The 24,378-nt window shown below is 43.0% G+C and carries 13 protein-coding genes; 8 read left to right on the top strand and 5 right to left on the bottom strand.

Translation table 11 applies throughout. From position 1 onward, the window contains the following. Window positions 1–86: 86 nt before the first annotated feature. Window positions 87–1,031, bottom strand: coding sequence for an SMP-30/gluconolactonase/LRE family protein (locus tag QUA38_RS10650; RefSeq protein WP_333161552.1), 945 nt, complete (start codon window positions 1,029–1,031; stop codon window positions 87–89). A 302-nt stretch (window positions 1,032–1,333) separates the two neighbouring features. Here QUA38_RS10650 and QUA38_RS10645 point away from each other — a divergent pair, with 302 nt between their 5' ends. The 6 genes from QUA38_RS10645 to QUA38_RS10620 all read left to right on the top strand — a co-directional run bounded on the left by QUA38_RS10645 (window position 1,334) and on the right by QUA38_RS10620 (window position 9,541). Continuing rightward, a complete protein-coding gene (locus QUA38_RS10645; protein WP_333161550.1) occupies window positions 1,334–4,444 on the top strand; it encodes a BTAD domain-containing putative transcriptional regulator in 3,111 nt (1,036 codons plus the stop codon). 187 nt (window positions 4,445–4,631) lie between these two features. After that, window positions 4,632–5,840: a flavin monoamine oxidase family protein gene (locus QUA38_RS10640; RefSeq protein ID WP_333161548.1), complete on the top strand. Its 1,209-nt coding sequence runs from the start codon at window positions 4,632–4,634 to the stop codon at window positions 5,838–5,840. A gap of 243 nt (window positions 5,841–6,083) precedes the next feature. Next, window positions 6,084–6,605: a DUF4242 domain-containing protein gene (locus QUA38_RS10635; protein WP_333161546.1), complete on the top strand. Its 522-nt coding sequence runs from the start codon at window positions 6,084–6,086 to the stop codon at window positions 6,603–6,605. 140 nt (window positions 6,606–6,745) lie between these two features. Continuing rightward, a complete protein-coding gene (locus QUA38_RS10630) occupies window positions 6,746–7,489 on the top strand; it encodes a hypothetical protein (protein ID WP_333161544.1) in 744 nt (247 codons plus the stop codon). 98 nt (window positions 7,490–7,587) lie between these two features. Beyond that, a complete protein-coding gene (locus QUA38_RS10625) occupies window positions 7,588–8,337 on the top strand; it encodes a peptidylprolyl isomerase (protein WP_333161542.1) in 750 nt (249 codons plus the stop codon). Window positions 8,338–8,467: 130 nt separating this feature from the next. Further along, window positions 8,468–9,541 (top strand): class I SAM-dependent methyltransferase, encoded by a 1,074-nt coding sequence (locus QUA38_RS10620; protein WP_333161540.1) that lies wholly within the window; start codon window positions 8,468–8,470, stop codon window positions 9,539–9,541. A 326-nt stretch (window positions 9,542–9,867) separates the two neighbouring features. Here the strand turns inward: QUA38_RS10620 and QUA38_RS10615 are convergent, their stop codons facing one another. Next, window positions 9,868–11,592: a zinc metalloprotease HtpX gene (locus QUA38_RS10615; RefSeq protein ID WP_333161539.1), complete on the bottom strand. Its 1,725-nt coding sequence runs from the start codon at window positions 11,590–11,592 to the stop codon at window positions 9,868–9,870. Window positions 11,593–11,818: 226 nt separating this feature from the next. Between QUA38_RS10615 and QUA38_RS10610 the strand changes: the two genes are divergently transcribed. Then, the gene (locus QUA38_RS10610; RefSeq protein ID WP_333161537.1) at window positions 11,819–13,102 is read left to right on the top strand and encodes a glutamate-5-semialdehyde dehydrogenase; all 1,284 of its coding nucleotides are present in this window, start codon (window positions 11,819–11,821) and stop codon (window positions 13,100–13,102) included. A 674-nt stretch (window positions 13,103–13,776) separates the two neighbouring features. Here the strand turns inward: QUA38_RS10610 and QUA38_RS10605 are convergent. Further along, a complete protein-coding gene (locus tag QUA38_RS10605) occupies window positions 13,777–15,162 on the bottom strand; it encodes a response regulator (RefSeq protein ID WP_333161535.1) in 1,386 nt (461 codons plus the stop codon). 349 nt (window positions 15,163–15,511) lie between these two features. Between QUA38_RS10605 and QUA38_RS10600 the strand changes: the two genes are divergently transcribed. Then, window positions 15,512–18,730 (top strand): ATP-binding protein, encoded by a 3,219-nt coding sequence (locus QUA38_RS10600; protein WP_333161533.1) that lies wholly within the window; start codon window positions 15,512–15,514, stop codon window positions 18,728–18,730. A 16-nt stretch (window positions 18,731–18,746) separates the two neighbouring features. Here QUA38_RS10600 and QUA38_RS10595 read toward each other — a convergent pair whose 3' ends face one another. Both QUA38_RS10595 and QUA38_RS10590 read right to left on the bottom strand, forming a co-directional pair. Further along, window positions 18,747–20,564, bottom strand: a complete 1,818-nt coding sequence (locus tag QUA38_RS10595) for an EAL domain-containing protein (RefSeq protein WP_333161531.1) — start codon at window positions 20,562–20,564, stop codon at window positions 18,747–18,749. Further along, a complete protein-coding gene (locus QUA38_RS10590) occupies window positions 20,561–23,455 on the bottom strand; it encodes a response regulator (RefSeq protein ID WP_333161529.1) in 2,895 nt (964 codons plus the stop codon). The genes QUA38_RS10595 and QUA38_RS10590 overlap by 4 nt, the downstream gene beginning before the upstream one ends. Between the last annotated feature and the right edge of the window lie 923 nt (window positions 23,456–24,378).

Below are 24,378 nucleotides of genomic sequence, written 5' to 3'. Positions count from 1 at the left end.
CTGATTCTCAAACCTACGATTATATCATGGCCGGTCAATTACCCCTAATAAAAACCGCTTTACTGTCAACCTCGCCCTATTTTAGATTATTTTCCAGGCCGCACACCCGCAATTTTAAGGCGAATCCGATACAGACTTGTATTTGCCGTAATATAAAGCGTTTTGCGATCCCTTTCTCCCCAAGCCAAATTAGTCGCCGTCTCTGGCACAGAAATTTTCCCCAAAAGCTTGCCATCCGGCGATAAAATCCACACTCCCCCCGGCCCGGTGCTGTAAATATTCCCCTCTAAATCAACTTTTAGACCGTCGGGAACTCCGCCTTGACTGGCATCTTTTAAATCCGCAAAAAGCCGCTCATTTGTAACAGTTCCGTCCGATTTTACATCGAAAACGGCAATGTATCCCGCTTCCGAATTGTTGACATAAAGTTTTTGTTCGTCTGGCGAAAAAGCGATGCCATTCGGCAGCACCAAATCCTTAACCAGCAGAGTTAATTTTCCGTCGGATGCCAGCCTGTAAACACCGTAAAAACCCAATTCTTCCTGATCTTTACTAACACCGTAGGACGGATCTGTAAAATAAATGCTGCCGTCGGATTTAACAACCAAATCGTTCGGACTGTTGAGCCGCTTGCCCTCGTATCTATCCGCCAATGTGATAACTTTGCCGTCCTTTTCTGTGCGGGATACGCGCCGATTTTCGTGTTCGGCAGTAAGTAAGCGGTTTTCTTTGTCTAAAGTATTCCCGTTGGCTTTTCCCGAAGGGCGGCGAAATACCTCAACTTGCTGACTTGAGGCTAATTTATAGATAATATTGGCGGGAATATCGCTGAACAGTAAAAAGCCGTCTGGATGCCAAATCGGGCCTTCTATAAATTGGAAATTGCCAGCTACTTTTTCTAATTTCGCACTGTCATCCAGAATATCTTGCACGGTATTTTGTTTCTCCCTATTTTCCGTTTGGGCGGTCAATACTGTAGATTTTGATGTTAATTTATTGGGCGAGTTGCTGTCAGGGAAAATTTTTAACACAGGATTTTTGAAAAACCTGTTGCTGAAGGCTAGACTCAAAAGTATAAACAAGAGGCTGATTGTAGCAATTTTGGCGGTCATGTTTGACTTGTTAATTGCATTGATTGAGAGCTGCGGTAAAATCGATCGTACCGCATCTATCTTACATTTATATTAAGAATACAAAAGTGTGGCTTCAAACAGACCGCCGCGCGGATAACATAGTATAGCAATGTCATTTCAATTAGCGATCGCCACCTGCTGACATTCCTGAAGTTGACACCCCGGAGCATGGATTAAAATCACAAATAATATCTAGCTATATGCTTTCTACCTTAGATATCAAACTACTAGGCGGATTCTGCCTTTCCTGTGCAGACAAGCCCGTTGTCGGTGTCACCACAGAGCGCCCGCAAGCTTTGTTGGCTTACCTGGTACTGCATCGCGATATCCCGCAAACCCGTCAGCGGCTAGCCTTTCAATTCTGGGCAGATTCAACGGAGGCCCAAGCTCGCACCAACTTGCGCCGGGAATTGCACCACCTGCGTCAGGGACTCCCCGATGCCGATCGCTACCTGCTGGCGGATGCCAAAACCCTGCAATGGAATCCCCATGCCTCTTTCCTGCTGGATGTGGCTGAGTTTGAGCGGGCATTCGCCGCAGCAGAAGCAGCGGAACGAGCCGCAGATGTTAACGGTGCCAGAACAGCCTGGGAGCAAGCGATCGCGCTTTACGGCGGTGATTTGCTGCCGAGTTGTGAGGATGAGTGGATTTTTCCAGAGCGCGAACACCTGCGACAGAAATTGCTCCATGCACTCGAATCTCTAACTCGCCTGTCGGAAGCTCAGGGTGATTATCGAGCTGCAATCCGCTCTGCACAGCGCTTACTGGAAATCGATCCATTGCACGAAACCAGCTACGCAGCTTTGATGCGATCGCACCATTTGAACGGCGATCGCGCCAATGCACTCCAAGTCTACCACCGCTGCATGACTTTGCTGCGCGAGGAACTAGGAGTTGACCCTAGTGCGATCACTCGCAAGCTCTACGAGCAACTGTTGCTGGAAGACGAAGCGCCCAACATCCAACCCTCGTCTCACTCCGCTGGGCGAACCCAAACGAATTTGTTTCCCTCACCTTTGGCTTTGTCGCCTTTAGTGGGACGCGATCGCGAATGGGCATCGATTCAGCAGTGGGCAAAGCCGATACTGCTTGCGAACAGCAGGGCGATAGCCACCGCTGAGGCATCGCCAGTGCTCTTGCTCGCGGGCGAACCCGGAATCGGCAAAACTCGTTTGCTGGAGGAGCTGCGATCGACGGCACAGGCGGTTCAAGTGCTGTGGGGACGCGGATTTGCCGCCGAGATGGTGCGACCCTACGGTATCTGGATTGATGCTTTGCGATCGATCGTTATTCCCCCCGCCCTCAACATTCCGCCGGAGCTAGGTTTCTTGCTCCCAGAACTCGCTCAACCTGGGAAAGCTCCGCCCGATCGCAGTCATCTGTTTGATGCGGTGGTACAATTGCTGGCTCAATCTGCCAGTGAGACTGCGTTAATCGTCATTCTGGATGACATTCAGTGGATCGATGAAGCCTCCTCGGCATTGCTAAACTACGCCATCCGCTTGTTGAGTCATAAGCCGATTTTATTCGCCTGCACCGGGCGTTCCAGGGAACTAGAGGAGAATGCGGGCATCTCGCGGGTGGTGCAGGCACTCAGAAGAGAGCGACGGCTGCTAACGCTGGAATTGCATCCTTTCGATCGACAACAAACGGCTGAATTGATTCGCAGACAGCAAGCGATTAATCCGTTAGAGCTATCTCCAGAAGTGGTCGAGCGCGTATTTATCGATAGTGGGGGGAATCCCCTGTTTGCGCTGGAAGTTGCCCGGGCATTGTCCCAGGATCGGTCTACTCATGCTGATAATTTAGAGGCTTTGATCCGCGATCGCCTCCACCAATTAGATGACATGGCTCGCGAATTTTTGCCTTGGGCCGCTGCATTGGGGCGGAGCTTCAAACCGACAGCGGTGGCTCATGTGGCAGACTATCCGCTGCCGAAATTGCTGATGGCGATCGAACAGCTCGAACAACAAACCATTATCCGTCCCAGCGCCTCTGTCGGTGACGAAATGGGCTATGACTTTGCTCACGATATTGTGCGTCAAGCTGTCTACCGGCAGTTGTCACAACCGCGCCGCCATTTGATACATTTGCAAATTGCTCATAAGTTGCATCAACTCTCCACACCAGACAGCGCTTGGGCTGGCGATATTGCCCGTCACGCAGCGCTGGGGGGCGATCGAGAATTAGCAGCGTCTAGCGCCTTCTGTGCCGCCGAACGCTGCCTGAAATTGTTTGCCTACACCGAAGCATCAGAATTAGCTCAGCTTGGAATTGAGCAGTGTCAAGGACTTGACGATCGCACTCGCATTCAATTGCATTTAAAATTGCTGCGGGTTAGCGCGATCGCAGGCGTTACGGGCGATCGAGTTTCGCAACTCGACAGCGAGGTGCACCGCTTAATCGATGAAGCAAATGCTCTAGGTTTAGAAGAAGCAGAAGCCACGGGACTTGAGGCATTGGTGATCCTGCATTTCGATCGCAGCAACTTCGCTAACGTTCATCAACACTCGCTGCGGGCAGCAGAGGTAAGTCGGGCATCCAGTCCAGCTACGGCCGTGCGATTGCTGGTATATAGCGGGTCTTGCTTGGCTGAAATTGGACGGGAAATGACGCGGGCAGAAGCTTTGTTGCTGGAGGCACAGTCCCTGGCGGGGAGAGTTAGCGCTAAAAACATCGGAATTGCCCAAGGGTTGGGGGCTGTACAGCGCCATCACGGGAACTATGCCGAAGCGCGAACTTTGTTGCAACAGGCGTGGCGATTGGCCCAGACCCAGCAGGATCGCTGGTGCGAGTGTTATAACCTCAGCTATTTGGCGATGACGGAACTCGAAGCGGGCGATCCGGCGGCGGCATTACCTTATTGTCACGAAATGGCGATCGTCGGAGCCAAAATCAAAGGCGAAGGCAGTGAAGGTGCGATCGCCCAGGCACTTTTAGCTTTAGCGAACTATCAGCTTCAGCAAACTGGAGCCGATGCTGCTTTGGATCGGGCGATCGCGACTTTGCAACAGGTGGATGCCAAACGGATGCTGTCTTATGTGCTGATTGGGGCGGCTCAAGTGGATTTAGAGTGCGATCGACCTGTTTTAGCAACAGCCCGCGCTGAAGCTGCTTTAGAAGCTGCTCAGACGGTCGATCATCCCAGCGAGATTGCTCTGGCTTGGGCGATTTTGATTCAGGGTGCTTTAGCTTTGGGCGATCGAGATGGGGCGACTGCGCGGTTTGAATCGCTGCGCGATCGCATCGATCGTCCTGCGCTGAGTTTCCGCGCCCGCACTGCTGTCGATCGGGCGATCGAACAGATTTAGTCATTAGTCATTAGTTGTAGCGAACTGCAATTAGGGATGGTGTTCATCACAGGGAACTTTACTTTACTTCATATCGCTCATCTAATTTTTTAAACTCTTCAGCTTGTTTGATAATTGCTTCATATTCCCCTTTTTTGTTAAATTATGCCAAACCTTTAGTATTACTGTAATTATTTGGTAGACCGCTATGTTTAAAATGAATCGCCGTCAATTTCTATTAAGTAGCGCTGTAACGTTTGGTGCGGTAATAGCCCATGCTCAAGTTAAAGCCCAAAACTCCCGAACTCCAGGAGCATTAGAGAAAGGACTATCCTCTCAGAAAGTGATTGTTGTCGGAGCGGGGTTGTCTGGTTTGGTTGCCGCTTACGAGTTAGCAGCAGTAGGTCATACAGTAACGGTTTTAGAAGCCCGTGAGCGAGTAGGAGGGAGAGTTTTGACCTTGCGAGACAATTTTAGTGACAATCATTTTGTAGAAGCGGGAGCAGCAAGAATTCCGTCTAATCACAATTTAACACTTGGCTATGCTCAACATTTTGGTTTGACTCTCAAGCGTTTTTTACCACCAGATGGGCTTTACATTGCTGTGAAGAATGGGCAACGTCTTCTGATTTCTGCTGATGATTTAGCTAAAGTTATACCGGGCGGAGACATATCAAAAGTTGTTAAAATTGCTCAAGGTTCAGATCGATTGCCGCAAGCCTTTGCTACCGCTCTAGTTGATAAAATTTATCTAGGATCTGCGGTTACTCGCATTGAACAAACTTCTTCAGGGGTTCAAGTCTTGTGCCAATCAGGACAGCAATACACAGGAGACTGCGTAGTGTGTACTGTTCCCTTGACAGTCTTGGGACAGATAAATTTTCAGCCTCCACTATCACCTCAAAAACAGCTTGCTATCGCTGGGGGTTATAACTATCGCGCAGCGACACGAATGTTTGTTGAATTCTCAGAAAAATTCTGGGAAAAAGAAGGATTGAATGGTTGGGGGTTGTTTGATGATCGTCCTGAAGAACTGTGGCAACCCAGTTGGGATTTTCCTGGAAAAACAGGTATTTTGGAAGCTTATCTGAAAGGGGAAAATGCCCTTGCTATGGATGCCCTCGCCCCAGAGCAACAATTGCCTCAATTACTACAGGGATGGGAAAAGATTCTCCCTGGTGTAAGTGCTTATCAGGGCAAAATGACCAGTTATTCTTGGGCTAAAGACCCTTGGTCGAGGTCAGGTTGGGCATACCCGACTGAAGACCAAGAAAAAAGGTTGTTTGATGAACTTGGAAAGTCGGAAGGTAAAGTCTATTTTGCTGGAGAACACACTTCTACTACGAGGGGATGGATGCAGGGCGCATTAGCATCTGGATTGAGGACTGCTAAAGAGATCCATCAGGCAAAAACTTAATTTTCTGATATTTTTGTGCGATCGCACTATCATTGACAGATTGGCTGAGAATGCGAGCGTAGAGCAGAGTACCCACGTTTATGCTGGGGGGCTGACAACTCGCTCACTTTGTCCACTGCGAGACGCCGAAAAAATTGGGATGAGAGTGGGGAAAATCATCAATCGCTACAATTAGTCATCAGTCATTAGTTAACAGTTAACAGTCAACAGTCAACAGTCATTACTAATTAAGAGGAAGTCATTATGTCTGTCATCAAAGTTGAAACAACGACCGATCAACCCATAACCGCAGAAATGTTAGCTGATACGCGAGTTTTGGATTGTCTTGGGGCAAGAAATGCCAAGTGGTGCTACTCTTTACTATCAGCCGATCGCCATCGCATGATTTGCACCTTTGAGGCACCAGATGCAGAGTCTGTGCGACAAGCTTATCGCCAAGCCGATGTTGGATTTAGCAAGGTTTGGACAGCCCAAGTTATTGAACCTGAAGGTGTGCCACCTGTATGGAACGAACCAATCCTCAAGGTGTGGGAGGGAAGTTATCCGAATGGCTTTACCGATGAAGAGTGGAAGGAAGCCCAGCGATTAATTTTAGCGTGCTATCAGGAACGAGGTATTGAATGGGTGCGTTCCTATGCGTTGCTGGATAAAACTCGCGTGGTGTGCGAACTGAATGCGCCCGATGCGGAAGTGATTCGAGAAGCCCACGGTAAAGCTGGAATTCCCTTCGATTGCGTTTGGTGTGCCGAAGTTCTCAAACCTTGAATTCGCGCGGACGATCGCGCTTGGATGCTTTGGGAACGCTTTCGGAACGGTTTCGGAACGATCGCCTCGTTAGATTGATATCAAGTTAATCAAACAACCAGCAAATTAACTCATCCCTTTACACTTTAAGGAGAAATAAAATGGCTGAATTTGACCTTGGTACCTTGCCATCTAATAGTGCCGTAGTAGTTCCGCGCCGTACTATCAGTAATCTCAACAGCAAAGACACCTACAGTTTCCGTCTGGATAGCGATAAAAATATCAACCTTGGGCTGGTTGGTATGACCGACGATCTGAATGTTCAACTATTTCGCGATTTCAATGGCAATGGCTTAGTTGATAGTAACGATAAGCAAATTGCTATTTCCGATCGATTGCGTTTGGATGAAGTAATCAACTTGTCCTCAGCAGTTGCTGACGTTGATGCAGGCAATTACGTGGTGCAAGTCAATCGGAACCGTGCGTTCAACGATACTCCCTACAATTTGAGAGTATCGGCTGACGCGATCGGAACACCCAGCAAAGTCCTCGCCGTAGAAGATGATTTCGGTGCCGTCTTTTCCAACGACCAACCAAGAACTCGTCAAGGTTCTGTGGGTAACACCGACACCACCGATACTATCCATCTCGCTGTCAATACCCAGGGATTTTATCACTTTGGTCTCAATAATCTCAGCGCTGATGCCGATCTCCGATTGATTCAAGACAAAAACAACAATCGCGCCGTCGATGCAGGTGAGGTAATTGGAAGTGTGGTTAAGCGAGGCACTATTTCCGAAGGATTTGTCCAAAACTTGGCTCCTGCAACTAACTACTATCTTCAATCCTCTCAATTCACAGGTAACACTAATTACTCTGTTACCTTGACTCCGATTCCCAACTAGAAAGTCCTGGATGTAAAAACTCTATCTGTAGGGTGCACACTGTGCACCTTACCCTATCAATTGTTCGTTCAAATGGCTTTAATTGAAGCCAGACAGCTATGACCGCAGTTTTATTACAAATCCGCAATCGCACCATCTCTGGGGAGGAGATAGTTCCTCGACTTGCCAGCTACCAAATGCTGCCCCAATTATACCGCGAGAGCATCATTGATGAAGCGATCGCCCCCATTGATTGCAGCGCTGAAGAAATCGTGAATGCCAGCCAGCAGTTCTACGAACAAAATCAACTGATCGACGAAACCACACAGCAGCTTTGGCTAAAAAAGCACGGGATGAGTCGGGAATTTTTAGAGAGAGTTTTCATTCCCCGGCTGCTCAAAATTGAGAAATTCAAACACCAAACTTGGCATCAGAAACTAGAGTCATATTTTCTGCAAAGCAAGCGATCGCTAGATCGAGTCATCTATTCTTTGATTCGGGTTAAAGATCCAGAAGTTGCGCGAGAACTGTATTTTCGCATTTACGAAAAAGAGCAATCCTTTGCCGAACTGGCGCGCGAGTATTCCCAAGGCCCAGAAGCTCAAGTCAATGGAATCGTTGGCCCGGCCGAACTCGGCACAATCCACCCCCATTTGGCGCATCTGTTGGCGATAAGCCGGCCCGGTCAGCTTTGGCATCCTATCCCTGTAGAAGGATGGCTGGCGATTGTTAGATTAGAAACATTGATTCCGGCTCAGTTTGATTTAGCAATGCGTCAACGTTTGCTCCGCGAATTGTTTGAAATTTGGGTGCAAGAACAGATGCGTGAAATCAATTCCGGTAACACCGGAATGATTGTTGACGGTTGACGGTTGACGGTTGACGGTTGGCTGTTGACTGTTGGTTATGTGTTATTTGTTTGTTCTAATAACCAATAACCAATGACTAATGACTAATGACTAATGACTAATGACTTTTGAATACCATAACCATTAAATTATGATGACACAAACATTCGATCAAACCAAAGCAGAAGCATTCGCCGGACGGATGCTGGACATTCTCAACAGTGGCGCACTCGCAGTCATGATTTCGATCGGGCATCGCACCGAACTGTTCGACACAATGGCAGAATTGCCGCCCTCTACCAGTCAACAAATTGCCGATGCTGCGGGATTAAACGAACGCTACGTGAGGGAATGGCTCGGTGCAATGGTAACGGGTCGCTTAGTGGATTATAATTCGATCGACAAAACCTACACTTTGCCGACAGAAAATGCAGCATTCCTGACACGGGCTGCCGCTTCTAACAACATTGCTCCTTTTGCTCAATTCATTCCGGTGTTGGCATCGGTGGAAGACCGGATTATCGATTGTTTCTACAAAGGCGGCGGTGTACCCTACTCAGAGTTCAAACGTTTTCATGCCGTGATGGCAGAAGATAGCGGTCAAACCGTGGTATCGGCGCTATTTGACCATATTCTGCCACTAATTCCCGGACTTACCGAAGCGTTGCAGCGGGGTATTGAGGTGCTAGATGTCGGCTGTGGCTGCGGGCGAGCACTCAACAAGCTGGCTGAAGCCTTTCCCAATAGCCGATTCACAGGCTACGATTTTTCGGGAGAAGCCATCGCCAATGCCAACACGGAAGCCCAACTGCGGAAGTTGAATAATATCCAGTTTGAGGTGAAGGATGCCGCCACATTGGATGAGTGCGATCGCTACCATTGGATCGCCACATTTGATGCAATTCACGATCAAGCCAGACCCGATATTGTACTACAAAACATCTACAAAGCGTTGCGTCCCGATGGTGTTTACTTGATGCAAGATATCCGCGCCACAACGGATGTAGGGGGTAATCTAGAGCACCCCATTGCGCCGTTGCTCTACACCATTTCTTGTATGCACTGTATGACAGTTTCTTTAGCATACGGTGGCATGGGACTGGGAGCGATGTGGGGTCAAGAAAAAGCGCTACAACTGTTGAGTGAAGCTGGGTTTAGCAGCGTTGAAATCAAGCAACTAGCCCATGATTTCCAAAACGACTATTATATTCTCAAAAAGAGCTAAAATCATGTGCAAACTTTGTGCGATCGGTCAAAAATGGCAGAAGAAAAAACAGCCTAATTCCGGGTTGTTGGATACCAGCCAATTTTCGGTATTTATCGATCTAAAGCAATTGTCTTCCACACCGGAATTCAAATCAGCTCAACCACTTAAAAGTGAGCGGTCATCAGTTAAGCCCCTGGTTTAAAAGCCAGAGATTATACTCAGAAAGAGGTTAATCTGTCAACTGTTAAAGTTGATACTAATGCTTGAGTCCTTAACCCTGACTTAAAACGAATAAAGTCTTCACTATGAACCTATTTGTAGTAAAGACTTATTCTGTTCAACTTTTAACCAGGAAATGATATAAAGAGCGAGGCAATACCGATCGAGATCGCCCCTATACCCATCACAAAAGACCAAAAGCGGTGATAACTCTTAACCGTCGTACCGCTATCGCTTTCAAGCTGAATCAAATCCATCCAAGGTGCAACACCCCGGCGGAACCAACCCAAAGTCCTAACATCCATCCCAATCAAACTTTCAACTCGTTTCATGCCAAACATAAAATTACCAATTGGCCCAAAACGAGAAGCATAGCGCAGATAAATCATTCCCGTTCTGTCTTGCAATTTCAAATCTGAACCGAAGGCATAACCCGCATCGCCGCGACCAATTAATTCGCCTTGTAGTTGCGCCGGCTTACCCCGTAAAGGGCTTGCGTAAGGGTCAGACATTAAGGTTAAAACATCCAAATGTTCTGCTTGTTGGTAATTCGGGAACATCACCAGAGTCTTGAGCAAAATTCCCGTACCCAAACCGATTAAAGGACAAGCAACCATCATCATCGGGTTTACAGCATACAGGGAAATGCCGATCGCAAAACCCACCGCTAAGCCCATAGTTTCTGCACTGTACAGCAGCAAATCGAACACAAAATTGCCGTACAATCTCCGCTTGCTCAAATCGTTGCCTTCGCCGACAATTCGGCCCATGTCAAACTCAACATCCAAGCCTAATTGTTCGGCATAAGTGCTCAAAGCGCGAACTCGTTTACCAGTCAGCGGGTGAGTCGAGTTCAACTCCATCCACCAACCCCACGGATTAAACATATCCCACAAAAACACTCGCCCAATCTTTTCTGGTTGCGAAGAAATCCTGTAAGCAGTCCCAGTAGATGTGGCAGCTTTGGCATCGTAAATGCCTAAAGCGCGAGTTCCTTCTAACAAAATGCTGGGTTCTTTTGCCCTTTGTCCTTCTTCCAAAATACCGTAAGCAATTTTTACCAAAGCGCGAGACAAAGCATTGGGGTTGCCAGTAGTTTCGGCGGCAAAATGGTCGGCAAAATATTCTCGTGTCCGCGACAAATACAGCAATAAATAAGTGCCAGCGATGTAAAACAAATAAGCAACAGCAGCTACAGTACCCGCCGCATCTTTAGCTTTGTCGCCACCACTTCGACCCATCCTGTGAGCTGTAGTGTAAATTAAATAAGTAATCTGCACCAAAGTCGAAGCTAAAGTCATTACTGCAAAGTCCCAGTGGACGATGTGACCGAGTTCGTGGGCGTAAACAGTGGCAATTTCCTCGTCGTCTAAATAGGTAAAAAGACCTTGACTGACCACTAAGCGAGCGCTGTTTGGAAAGGAACCATAAGTAAAAGCAGTAGGGTTTTGGTCGTCGATAATTCCTAAACGCGGAGAAGAGAGTTTTTTCTGCTTGCAAACCTTCTGAATAACTTTAGCTGTTTCGGGACTTAGGCTTTCAATTTCTGCTAGGGAAACCCAGCGAGTATTGTAGAGCCAATTTTGGCTTAAGTCCATCAAGTAAGGCGATAGGAAAAAAGCAGCGATGTTAAAAATCAGAGTTATGGGAAGTGCGATCGCCAATCCGGCAACTGGATCGGGACTGTTGAGAATTAAAACTGATGCTAAAGATAGCGCTAGCACCATACCAAACAGCAGGCTGATGGTGACGCCTGAAGCTAAAACGAGATTTCCGCCAGTTTTCTGTATCAGTTTAACGCCGGCTTTGGCGGCTCGCCCTGCCTTGCGTAAAGGGGCATGAGATGACATAATAATCTCCAAAGGTTATTGACAAATGGAAATGACCGTGGGATTTTATCTATACTTCACTGTTTTAACCTGTTAATGCGGATTGCTGTCAGGGGTCTCAACAAAAATATAGAATTTCCTCTAGAATTGTTAAGACTGAAAACCGGCGCGAAATTTATTTGTGCGGATTCAATTCACAACTCAAAATTCAAAACCCAACAATCAAAACTATTTAAAAGTTACTGCCATGTCTATTATTGAAATTGCCCAAAAAACGCGCGTATCTGCTAGAAAATTGGCAGTTTTGTCCGCTGATGCCAAAAATCAAGCTATTGAGGCTATTGCCAAAGCGTTAGAAGCTGCTGCGCCGGATATTGTGGCGGCGAATGCTGCTGACTGCAAGGCTGCCCAGGCGGATGGAATTGCGAAACCGCTGTACGATCGCCTCAAGTTGGATGAGAGCAAGTTGAAAAGTGCGATCGCGGGCGTGCGAGATGTTGCGAAACTCCCAGATCCGATCGGTGTCGTGCAAATTCACCGTGAATTGGATACAGGATTAATTCTGAAGCGCATCACCTGTCCTTTGGGCGTTTTAGGCATTATTTTTGAAGCGCGCCCAGAGGCGTTAATTCAGATAGTATCCTTGGCAATCAAATCAGGAAACGGCGTCATTCTCAAAGGCGGCAAAGAAGCAGTCCGGTCCTGCGAAATATTGACAAAAGTGATACATCAAGCATTAGCAGAAACTGCGGTTAATCCAGAAGTCGTGCAGTTGCTCACCACGCGGGAAGAAACAATCGAACTGCTGAAAATGGATGAATATGTAGATTTAATTATTCCCAGAGGTTCTAATTCCTTCGTGCGGTTCGTGCAGGAAAACACGCGGATTCCCGTGTTAGGACACGCCGACGGAATTTGTCATTTGTACGCAGACACAGCGGCGGATATTCAGAAAGCAGTAGACATTTCTGTCGATGCAAAAACCCAGTATCCAGCCGCCTGCAATGCCATTGAAACTTTGTTAGTTCACAGTGCGATCGCCCCCAAATTCCTGCCCACTGTTGCCGAAGCTTTGCAGCAGAAAAAAGTCGAACTGCGGGGAGACGAAAAAACTCGCGTTATCCTTAAAAATATTGCCGAAGCAGCAGAAACAGATTGGTCTACAGAATACAGCGATTTGATTTTGTCAATCAAAATAGTAGATTCTGTGGAAGAGGCAATTAACCATATAAATACATACGGTTCCAGACACACCGATGTCATTGTTACCGAAGACAGCGAAACCGCCGAAACATTTTTAAATGGAGTAGATGCGGCCGGAGTTTATCACAATTGTTCGACTCGATTTGCCGACGGTTTCCGCTACGGCTTCGGTGCAGAAGTGGGGATTAGTACGCAGCAAATGCCACCTCGCGGGCCTGTGGGTTTAGAAGGGTTAATTACCTATAAGTATCGAGTTGTTGGAGATGGTCATGTTGCCGCTAGTTATGTAGGGAAGGATGCGAAGGAGTTTACTCATCGGGATTTGTAAAAGAGTAATACCATTTGCGAAAAATCTTGCTACAATAGCCTTAAAAAAAGGGACAATACTACATTTTATCAACCCTGATAAATGTTGCATTAGTGTAGAGAAGTAGAGTTGCTTCTCATCTTGATGCTGTCGTCAAATCGAGGTGAAGTCAACTGGCTGTGCATATTCTGCACAATTGTGTCCCAGTAGGTGATTCAGCTTTTGGGGAGATGTCTAACGTTTCTGAGCCCAATCACAACTTGAGTCATTTTACTCAATTATGTCTCCTCTGGAAATAGCGATCGCCTCTAGGGGCAGTTATACAAAATATAAACATTTTGTCAATGCGTAAGTCCTAACGGCTTCTCTTAATTTTTATTGATTGGCTGGGGGAACTGCGGGGCTGAAAATCATCATTTCTCCAAGGGCGTTGATAAATCCTGCTTTGAACCGCTAGATAGCGCGTCTAAATGAATGGTCTCATTGACCAAGAATTTCTTGATGGTACCCGCCACGTGATTTATCCGTGGAGTCAATCCAAAATCTAAAATCTAAAATCCTCAAGCCCCCGAATTTATCCGTGGGGTCAATCCACAATCTAAAATCTAAAATCTAAAATCGAATGACCGAGTAGAGACGTTCCCTGCTCTGTCAGTTTAGTCTCCAATAAATTCGTTAATTCCTAGGCTTTCCCTTTAGGCTAAAGGAATTTCAATAATGAACTCTGTCCCAACACCCTGTTCTGAAAAGCAACTCAGTTGACCACAATGTTTTTCTACAACAATCTGATGGCTAATCGATAAACCCAGTCCCGTACCTTTTTCTGCTGGCTTGGTTGTAAATAGATAATCAAATATTTTAGTGCATACCTCTTCCGGCATTCCCAAACCGTTATCTTTAATGTGAATAATGGCGAGATTTCGGTGGGGGTCAACTTCAGTGCAAATCGTAATTTGTCTTGGATTTACTTTAATTTCTGCCAAGCTTTGCTTCTGAAGAGAATCTTCTAAAGCATCAATGGCATTAGCAATAATGTTAATAAATACCTGATTTATCTGTCCGGGGTAGCACGGTACTAGAGGTAAATTTCCATATCGTTTAACGACTTCTATTTTCGGACGTGTATCATTTGCTTTTAATCGATGTTGTAGAATTAGTAATGCACTGTCAATCCCTTCATGCAGGTTAGCTTCTACTTTTGATGTACTATCAGCGCGGGAAAAAGTTCTTAAAGATACACTAATTTGACGAATCCGTTCTACGCCCACTTTCATGGATGAAATAAGCTCGGGTAAGTCTTGTATGAGATACTCTAAATCCACTTCTTCGGCACGAGTTGCAATCGCTGCACCTGGAGAGGGAAACTGTTGCTGATAAAGATGAACAATTTCTAATAAATCTTGAATATAAGTTTCAGCATGAGTCAAGTTTCCCTTGATAAAGCCTACTGGATTATTAATTTCATGAGCCACTCCAGCCACTAATTGACCGAGGGTAGACATTTTTTCGCTTTGGATTAATTGGAGTTGAGCTTGTTGTATAGTCTGTAGAGCTTGTTTTAGTTCAGAGGTTCGGTCTTCAACTCGTTTTTCTAATTCTTGATTCAATTGTTGTAAAGTTTTTTCTAAAGTAGTTTTTTCTTCAATTTTTTCTTGGAGCAATTGATTTTTGCTTGCCAGATCTTTGGTCAAATTTCGCAACTCTAAATGAACTTGAATTCGAGCTAATACTTCTTCTTTTTGAAAGGGTTTAGTGATATAATCTACAGCCCCAAGACTCAAACCTTTGACTTTTTGATCGGTGTTGCCAAGAGCCGTCATAAAAATGATCGGGATTCCTGAAGTTGACGGGTTACTTTTCAGTCGAGAACACGTTTCAAATCCGTCAATTCCCGGCATCATTATATCTAATAAAATTAAATCTGGAGTGACATATTCTATTTTTTGCAGCGCACTTTCTCCATCTTGAGCTACTAAAACTTCTAATCCTGCTTCATCTAAAACGTTAAATATAACACCTAAGTTTGTAGGATTATCATCTACAATTAAGAGGGTGTTTTTTGAGAAAGATAAATTATTCATAAAGGTTTAGCCTTCTCCTTGGTGTTTAATTATAGGCCGCGTGGCGTCCTGACTATCTAATCTGCCAGTTTGCAGAGCCAATCGGCAGCATGATTTTTCAATTATAAGCTGCATGACGTTCTGACTATCTAGGGGTCGGGAAAAAATTAACCTTCTCCCATTGGTGTATCATCATATTATAGTTCAACGAGGATGCTAACCAATGTAATCTTTTTTATTTTAACGTAAAGTTTTTGTAACGCACTCTAGTCTTATGGCTTTCCTCTCCCTTTCTCTACAGAAGAGTCCTACGTCTGGTGAATAGTCTGTTGCTCTAGAGTATAGACAAATACATTTTTCCTAAAAAGTTATGCGTACAAATGTTGCTAAGTTCCAGAAAATGCCGCTACGCCGTGTCTTAATTGTTCCTTTTGTTTTACAAATCTTTACAGCCGTAGGGTTAACCGGATATTTTTCGTTACAAAACGGACAGAAAGCTGTGAATGATGTAGCGGCACAGTTGCGTTATGAAATTGCCACGAGAATTGAGCAGAATTTGCATACCTATCTTGCTGCTCCCCATTTAGTTAATCAAATTAATGCTGATGCTGTTAGTTTGGGCCAATTGAGCATGGAAGATATGAGAGCGTGGGAGCGTCATATTTGGCGACAAAAAAATAGATTTAATAGCGTAAATGGCATAGTAATAATAAATGAAAAAGGTAAAGGTGTAGCTATTCACACTAATGATGAAGGAAAGCAGGTAATTCAGTCAACAGGAACAACCCATACAAATCAGTTATATATTTATTCTACTGGCAGTCAAGGGGAAAGACTGAAATTAATCAAAATTATGAATAATTTCGATACTCGAAAAATAAAACCTTATAAACGGAGTATAAAAGCTGGCAAACCTATCTGGAATCAAATATATTTTGGCGAGGTTATTAATACTCCTGTAATTGCAGCAAGTCAACCTATTTTTAATCGACAAGGAAAAGTTCTTGGGGTATTATTTACCACTCTACGTTTATCCCTGATTAGTAATTTTTTGCAAACTTTAAAAGTTGGGAAAACAGGACAAACTTTTATTGTTGAGCGAACCGGAATGCTAGTCGCTACTTCCACATCAGAAAAACCATACCGAAATAAGCAAAGATTTCTGGCAACCGACAGCAAAAATATTTTAACCCAAGCGACTGCAAAATATCTAACAGAGCGATTTAACAATTTCAATTCTATTAAAAATTCTCAGCCGTTAGATTTTTTACTGAACGGACAAAAACAATTCCTACAAGTTGTTCCTTTTCAAGATGGTAAAGGGATTGATTGGTTAATTGTAATTGCGGTTCCAGAAAAGGATTTTATGGAACAAATTAACAGGAGTAGACATACGACGATTTTACTATGTCTTTTGGCACTATTTTTCGCAACAGTTTTGGGAATAGTGACTTCTGAATGGATAGCCCGACCGATTCGGCGTTTGGGTAAAGCCACAAGCGCGATCGCTGGCGGTGACTTCGAGCAAAAAGTAACGGCCTCCTCCGTTAAAGAAATCAGCGCTTTAGCGACTTCTTTCAATTTAATGAGCCAGCAACTCAAGCAGTCCTACGCACAATTAGAAGATTATTCGCACTCCTTAGAACAAAAAGTCGCAGAAAGAACTCAAGCATTAGAGCAAGAAATGGGCGATCGCCAACAGATACAAGAGACGCTCCGGCAAAGCGAAGAAAGGTATCAATTAACCCTAGAAAGCGTTAATGAAGGCATCTGGGACTGGCAAGTCCAAACCAACGCCATCTATTTTTCACCCCAATGGAAAGCCATGCTAGGCTATCAAGACAGCGAAATTTCTAACGAGTTTAGTTCTTGGGAAGAACTGATTCACTCCGATGATTTACACCCGATATTAGACTCTTTAGGAAAGTATTTAAAAAGAGGAAGTAACGAACCTTATAGTTGGGAATTTCGGATGCGGCACAAAAACGGTAGCTACAGGTGGATACTATCGCGAGGTCGAGTTGTCGAGCGAGATGGGGAAGGCCAACCCCTACGTTTAGTCGGCTCTCACACCGATCTTACCGATCGCAAACAAGCAGAAATAGAATTGCAAATAGCCAAGGAAGCTGCCGACGCTGCGAACAAAGCCAAAAGCGAATTTTTGGCAAACATGAGCCACGAACTTCGCACACCCCTCAACGGGATTTTAGGCTATGCTCAAATCCTCATGCGTTCAAAAAACTTAGACAATCAAGAGGTAAATAGTCTAAAAATTATTTATCAATGTGGCTCTCATTTGCTCACTTTAATTAACGACATCCTCGACTTTTCTAAAATCGAAGCTAGGAGAATAGAACTTTACCCGACGCAATTTCATTTTTGGGCATTTTTAGAAGATGTCAGCCAAATCTTTCGCCTCAGATCGGAACAAAAAGCCATCAGTTTTATTTGTCAATTTGACTCTTCCTTACCCACCAACGTGCAAGGGGATGAAAAACGCTTAAGGCAGATTTTAATTAATCTCTTAGGTAATGCTGTAAAATTTACCGATCGAGGGGGCGTTACCTTCAAAGTTCAACTTGTAAAATCAGTACCCTTAGAAACTAACGCTAATGAATTAAATGCCATCAACTCTATCCGCTTTCAAATTGAAGATACTGGAGTGGGGATTGGCGAAGAGAAAATGCAGAAAATCTTTCAACCTTTTGAACAGGTAGGCAATACCGATAAGATGTCAGAAGGAACGGGTTTGGGATTAGCAATTACTTTAAAAATCATCGAAATGATGGGTGGCAGTATTCAAGTTAACAGTCAGTTAAATGCTGGCAGCCAATTTTGGTTTGATTTAGATTTACCTTCTGCTAGTAAATGGGAATCGGCAATTCAGCTACAAGCTGCGATCGCTGGCTATCAAGGAACTAAACTGAAAATTCTCGCAGTTGACGATCAGTGGGAAAATCGATCTGTGCTGGTTAATTTGTTAGCACCCCTTGGCTTTGAAGTGCTAGAAGCTACAAATGCCAAAGAAGCTTTAAAACAAGTCGATTGTAGCGATTTTAATGCTATTATTACTGATTTAGTAATGCCAGAAATGGATGGTTTCGAGTTAGTAAGCCGTCTCCGCTCTCAACCTAAGTTTAAAGATTTAGTCATTATCGTTTCTTCAGCTAGCGTGTTTGAAGCTGACCAGCATAAGAGTTTAGATATGGGCGCAAATGCTTTTTTACCCAAACCCGTACAGGCGGCTGATTTATTTGTATTGCTACAAAAGCATTTAGGGATATCTTGGGTATATCAAGAGTCATCTCACCTCAATCAAAATGTCAATCAATTCGTGCGATCGGATTCAGCTTCTTTGTTAGTCCCTCCACCAGATGAAGAACTGGTAATTTTATACGATTTGGTTATGAGAGGTAATTTAAAAGCAGTGACTCAACAAGTTGAACAGTTAAAAAAATTGGATGCAAAATATATTCCCTTTGCCGAACGGGTAGGTGAATTGGCTGCAAGCTTTCAGGAAAAACAATTACGGTTATTAATTAACGATTACAAAGCCGATAACAAAAATCAAATTGATGATGGAAAATAACACAAAATTATTTCAATTATAAGCCTATAAACCGCGTGGCGTTATGACTATCTAAGGGGCGAGAAAAAAAGTAACCTTGTCCGAAAATACATCCTAGTTCTCGAAGAATTTGTATTTGTTCTTGAGTTTCCAATCCTTCAGCAACAATTTCCATATTTAAATTTTTACCTAATAATATAATTGTTTGAATTAAACTTGTATCGTTGGGATTTCGAGCCAAGTTTTGCAAAAAGGAACGATCGATTTTTAAAGTATCAATTGGCAACTCTTTGAGTAAACTTAATGAAGAGTAGCCAGTACAAAAATCATCGATACATATACCAACCCCCATAGCTTTTAAAAATTCAAAGTTAAAACTTGTTGTTTTTAATAGACAACTTTCAGTAATTTCTATATTTAAAGTGTTTTTCTTTATCCCAGTTTCTTGTAAAATTTCTGCAATTTGTTCCAAGCAATTAACTTGCTGGAATTGAATAGGAGAAAAGTTAACGTTCAGTTTCAAAGGCAGGTCAGGCAATTCCTCTTGCCAACGTCTTAACTGGCTGCAAGCTTCCCGTAAAATCCACCAACCTAAAGGATTAATTAATCCTGTTTCTTCAGCAACAGGGATAAATTGATCGGGTGAAATCATGCCTTTGGGATGATTCCAGCGGATTAAAGCTTCAAAACCTTTAATTTCTTCAGTAATGAGGGAAACAATAGGTTGATAGTATAAGCAAAATTCTTGTTGAGAGATCGCTTTTCGCAAGTCTTGCTCCAGTTCGAGGCGTGCGATTGCATCCGCTTGCATCTGCGGATCGAAAACCTGATAGTTACCACTTCCCTGCTTTTTGGCTCGATACATCGCAATATCCACATCTCTAAGGATATCCATCGGGTGTTGATAATTTATTGCACTAGAAGTTATACCAATACTCGCTTCTACGATAGCTTCATATTCATTAAAATTAAAGGGTAACTTAAACTGTTCTAATAATTTTTGAGCGACTAAAGTTCCGGTTTCTGTTTCTAGTAAAATAACAAATTCATCCCCACCCATTCGCGTTGATATTTGGCAAGGTTTTAAACACCCTTGCATCCGCTTGGCTACGCACTTTAGTAGCTCGTCTCCTGCTAAATGTCCTAGGCTATCATTTATAATTTTAAAACGATCTAAGTCAACAAACAAAACAGAATAACTTGTGTTTGCTGCAATTAACTCATGCAACTTCTTAATCAACCAGTCTCGATTTGGCAAACCAGTTAAGGAGTCATGGAAGGCATTATGCTCCAATTGAGCTTGACTTCTGTACAAGTCTTGCAGCGTTTGAGACAGTTCTGCTGTTCGTTCTTTGACTCGGATTTCCAATTCTTGATTTAGCTGTTTTAAGTCTGCACGAGCCTTGGCGTGTTCCGCAATTTCTTGTGATAAATGCTGATTTTTAACTTCAATAGTTTTAGTTAAATGCCGCAAATCTAAATGCGTTTTAATTCTCGCTAAAACCTCTTCTTTTTGAAAAGGTTTAATAATATAATCTACGGCTCCTAAAGATAAACCTCTGACAACATTATCTGTTTCAGAAAGAGCCGTAATAAAAATTACAGGAATTTGACTCCATAAGGGGTTTTCTTTCAAGCGTGTATAAGTTTCAAATCCGTCTATTCCGGGCATCATTATATCTAATAAAATTATGTCTGGAATCACATAATTTATTTTTTGAATAGCACTTTCTCCATCTTGAGCGACCAAAACCTCAAAACTAGCTTCAGTGAGGAAATCCGCTAAGATTCCTAAATTAGCAGGGACATCATCCACTACCAAAATTGTATTTGAGTAAGAATTTAAATTGTTCATAAATTTATTTCCTTGTATTGAGTGAGCATTTCCAGGATTTTTTTCTCTTGGAACTCTTTAGCTAACTGCCGCAATTTTGACGCAAATGACATATATTTTGGATCGGTTTCTTCAAGAGTTTTTGTCTGTTTTATAATCTCTTTCAAATTACCTCGCAAAGCCAAATTAAACAGTCTATCTAATACTTCTGGAGGAGGAGGAACAATTTTATCGTAATTTGGTTTCCTTCCTGAAGGCATCAATGAGGCAGCTTCATAAATCCACTCTATTTGTAAATGAAGTTCTAACTTTTCTAAAAGTTCTTCAGCTTGAACTGGTTTGGCTAAAAAATCAACAGCTCCAGCTTGTAAGCTTTGATTTTGGTCTGTTTCAAAAACACTTGCCGAAGAAACAATTATTTTAATATCTTTTAATTCTAAGCTTGTTTTCCAGTATTCCATCAATTGAAATCCATCCATTTCTGGCATAACTAAATCTGTAATCACTAAATCTGGTTTAGCCTGAGTTGCTATGTTCAATCCTTGTTTACCGTTAGTCGCTTCTATTACTTCAAATCCTAGAGGAGTCAGTAAATTAACAATGACCGATCGATTTTCCCAACGATCGTCAATCACGAGAATTTTTTGGGGAGATCCTTTAAATCCAATAATTTTACCTTTGTCAGTTTGAGAACTTGTATTAACCCATTCTGTGGCTTCTAATAGCTCTAAATCAAACCCAAAAATACTGCCCATTTGTAATTGACTGGTGACTTGAATGGTACTACCCATTAATTGAATAATTTTTTGAGTGATTGCCAGTCCTAATCCCGTTCCTTCTGCTTGATTTTTACGAGATCCAACTTGTTCAAAAGGTAAAAATATTTTGGCGATTTCTTCGGGTTTAATTCCTACTCCTGTATCTTTGACACTGAAGCGAATTTTACAGCTAGTTTGATGGGAAAAATTAATATTTTTTTCAATTAAACTGACACTAAAACTTATCTCTCCTATTTTGGTAAATTTGATGGCGTTACCAATAAGGTTAATTAATGCTTGTCGCAAGCGTTTTTCGTCGGCGTGAATGGCAATGGGTAAATCGGGATCGGGTTGGTAGCTAAATTTGAGACTTTTTTGTTCGGCGCGAATCCGACAAATTTCGGCAACGGCCTGTAGAAAAGCGGGAAAATGAAATTCTGTAGGGTAGAGTTCCATTTTCTGAGCTTCTATTTTAGACAGATCGAGAATATCGTTAATCAAAGTTAGCAGGTGAGAACCGCACTGGTAGATAATTTCAATACTATTTTGTTCGTGTTCTCCTAGTTTTACAGAACGTTTGAGGATTTGGGCGTAGCCTAAGATCCCGTTGAGTGGGGTTCGCAGTTCGTGACTCATGTTAGCCAGAAACTCGCTTTTGGCGCGGTTGGCATTTTCTGCGGCTTCTTTAGCGGCATAAATTTCTTGTTCGGCACGTTTGTATTCGGTAATGTCTTCTACTGTACCTTCGTAGTAGAGAATATTGCCATTTTCATCACACATAGCGCGAGCATTTTCTGAAATCCAAATAATACTACCGTCGCGGCGATAAACTTGAGATTCAAAATCGGCAACACTACCGCAATCGCTTATAATTTTTATGAATTCTTCTCGGTGGTTGGGATCTACATAAAGTTGTTGTTTAATATTGGTTAATTTGCCAATTAATTGGTCAGAAGAATTGTAACCATAAATTTCAGCCAAGGCTGGATTAGCGCTAAGATATTCCCCTGCTGGCGTAACTTGGAAAATTCCATTAATTGAATTGTTAAAAATGCTGCGATATTTGGCTTCAGCAGCTTGTAATTCTTTTTCAAATTGCAGGCGCTTTTTGCGGTTGCTGACAAAAGCTATAAAAATGTAAGTCACTACCGCTAATACTAGCAGTGCAAACCCGATGATTTGATATTTTCTACTAACTAACTGATTCAGTCGCTGTTCCAATAAACGATCTAAAAGTGGAAAAGCTGTATTGTAAAGTTTTAATTGGGACTCTAGGGCAGTTGTGGCTGTAGCTGTATATACGAATGGCTGTAAGTTGATGGTATTGGCATTAATGATATCTTTGTCGAGTAAGTCAATAAATCTTTTGATATCCTTGAAATTTTCGCGTACGCTAGTGGATAGCTGCCGCTGAATTTGCGGATTAGCATTAGCAGAAATTTGCAAGCCTCTTTGCACTGCTTGGATAGGCGGTGCAATTAAACTCCGAATAATCAAAAGTTTGGCTCGATCGCTGTCTGCAATTTTTTGTTTAGCTTGTTGAGTGGCTATCTTTGCACCGAGATCTTTAGCTTGAGCCGTATTCTCTATCGTTAATGGTAGCTGCGTGACAACGGTATCCATTAAATAATAACTGTCTAAAGATGGATCGAGAATGAGATTAGAAACATCTCCAATGTGGGCAATTAAATCGAGGATATCGTTAACAACAGTTGTATGTGCTTGCCAGCTTTGGGTAGGAGATAAGTTTAATTTTTGCTTTTTTAATCGCTGCCAGTTGCCATTAATGGAAGTTTTGAGCGCTAGCCATTGCGGGCTAGTTTTAAATTGGGGCGATAGCTGTTTTTCCACGGCATTGAGGTTTTGGATTGCCGTCTCGATCTTTTCTGTTGCCGTGGCGATCGCAGGGGCTAAAGACTTGTCCCCATTTAAATATTGATTAACTTGCGTGCGGTGTTCAATAACAGCGACAAGCAAATTTTTCAACGGATAGTTATAAGCCAAGCCGACTTTTTCTTCTTGAGCGAATTCAATTTTAATATCAATTTCAGCAATTAATTGATAAACTACCAGAGCAAAAGGAAATATAAAAATTAACAACAATGCCATTAAATTTATGGGTTCTGTGAGGCGCTGGTTTAGGTGTTTTTTCATAATCAAATAAGTAATGGATAATGATTAATTTTTAAATGGCTATGAGGATAATTGTTAATCTGTATTCTAGCCTCATGGCGGAGTTTGACAATTTATTGGGTAGCTCTTTGTCCATTCTGTAGAGAGACATACCCCGTTATTCGTATACCGAAAAAAATATTTAGGATAAAAGCTCGAACCAAGAGCAGACCTAACGGAACTTTGGGACTTGCAGTCATCCACTAACTGGCTGAGGCTATTTTAGAATTTGTCCAGCAGGTACTTGGTTAATATCAATATTATGCTGTCTTTGACCCAGCAATACGTATTATAGTTGAACGAATATGCTAATTTATGTCATTTTTATTACATTACATTAATTAAAATTCCTACACAAGACTCTAGTTGTATAACTATTCTATCCTCTTCTCTACGGAAGAGTCTTTCCTTTGAAAAATATTCAATTATTTGAAACCATATAATAATACATTTTTTGACAAGTTTATGTATAGAATTGTTGCTAATCCTCAGAAAAGACCGCTCCCCAGTATCTTACTTCTAGGACTTACGCATTGACAAAATGTTTATATTATGTATAACTGCCTCTAGAGGCGATCGCTATTTCCATAGCAGACAGAATTCAGTCAAATTACTCAAGTTGTCATTGGGCCCAGAAACATTAGACATCTCCCAAAAGCTGAATCACCTAATGGGACACAATTGTGCAGAATATGCACAGCCAGTTGACTTCACCTCGATTTGACGACAACATCAGGATGAGAAGCAATTCTAGTTAAAAGCTAGTCGAGAAATAGCGCTTAGTTTAGTCGTTTTTTTGATAATGATGAGGGAGAGTCTACATCATCAAACGATCGCTAAAGCTATTGAGTAGAGGATTGATATTGCTGGGGCGATCGCCCTTCCTTCTCTCCCATTCAAACAAA

Origin of the sequence: Microcoleus sp. Pol12B4 (assembly GCF_036701385.1) — a bacterium.
In the GTDB taxonomy this organism is placed as follows: Bacteria; Cyanobacteriota; Cyanobacteriia; order Cyanobacteriales; family Microcoleaceae; genus Microcoleus.
This window is presented reverse-complemented; position numbering and strand designations above follow the sequence as displayed.